At 68.3% G+C, this 1,127-nt stretch carries 1 protein-coding gene; it reads left to right on the forward strand.

Features of this window, described 5'->3' with window-relative positions; translation table 11 throughout:
• The first annotated feature begins 193 nt into the window (after positions 1–193).
• A complete protein-coding gene (locus tag ABD134_RS05810) occupies positions 194–1,042 on the forward strand; it encodes a ParA family protein (RefSeq protein ID WP_344227486.1) in 849 nt (282 codons plus the stop codon).
• Positions 1,043–1,127 lie beyond the last annotated feature (85 nt).

The raw sequence follows: 1,127 nt of genomic DNA on the forward strand, positions 1-1,127 counted from the left end.
CGCTGGTCGCGCTTCGGTGAACCACCTCGTTGTGGCTCACATCACGCGCCAGTTTTGCACACGCCGAAGCCTAGGCCATATGACCCGCGTCACACGGAGACCAGCACTAGACTAGAGGCTGGTTCTTCGGCCATTCATCGGTCAAGATCCCACTTCGCCTACCGTGCCCCACCACAGTCAGGATTCCCACGCCGTGCAGATCATCTCCATTTCCAGCCTCAAGGGCGGGGTCGGCAAGACCTCGGTCACCCTCGGACTGGCCTCCGCGGCACGGGCCCAGGGCATCCCCACCCTGGTGGTGGACATGGACCCCCATGCCGACGCCACCACTGGACTCGGCGTCAAGCAGGGCCAGGACATCGAGGGCCGGGAGGACATCGGCACCCTCCTCGAACGGCCCCGGCGGGTCAGCATGGCCGACCACGTCATCGCCTCCGGCTGGCCGGACCTCACGCCGGGTGCCACCGAGACCGGAGTCCCGGGTGGAGGCACGAAGGTCCTCGACGTGGTGCGCGGCTCCTCCCGCACGTCCCTCTTTGAGCGACCCACCACCCGGCTGCGCGAACTGCGACGGCTGAACACCCTGCTGGAGTCCGTGACCAAGTACGCCTTGGTGCTGGTCGACTGCCCGCCCGCCCTGAACGGCGTCACTCGCATGGCCTGGGCGGCCTCCACGGACGTCCTGCTGGTGGCAGAGCCCAGCCTGTTCTCAGTGGCAGGCACGGAGCGCACCTTGCGGGCCCTCGATCTGTTCCGGAAGGAATACGCCCAGGGAGTCCATTCCACCGGGGTGGTCGCCAACCGAGTGCGTCCGGCCAGTACAGAGCACCAGTTCCGCCTGGGTGAGATGGAGCGCATGTATGGCGACCGGCTACTCCCGGTCGCCATCCCCGAACAGGGCAATTGGCAGCAGATCCAGGGCGCCGCCTGGCCGGTGCATGCCTGGCCCGGGGAAACGGCGGCCCAGTCAGCCGAGCTCTTCGAGGAGCTGCTCTCGGCGCTGCACCGGCCGCAGGGACGCCGCAGCCAGCGCCGACACTAGAACACCGCTGACGGCCTCCAGGAGCCCTCACGCCGGACCGGCAGGGAATGCCCAACAGGGCCCAGCACGACGACGGCCCCGCACC

The organism is Citricoccus alkalitolerans, assembly GCF_039528175.1.
Lineage (GTDB): Bacteria > Actinomycetota > Actinomycetes > Actinomycetales > Micrococcaceae > Citricoccus > Citricoccus alkalitolerans.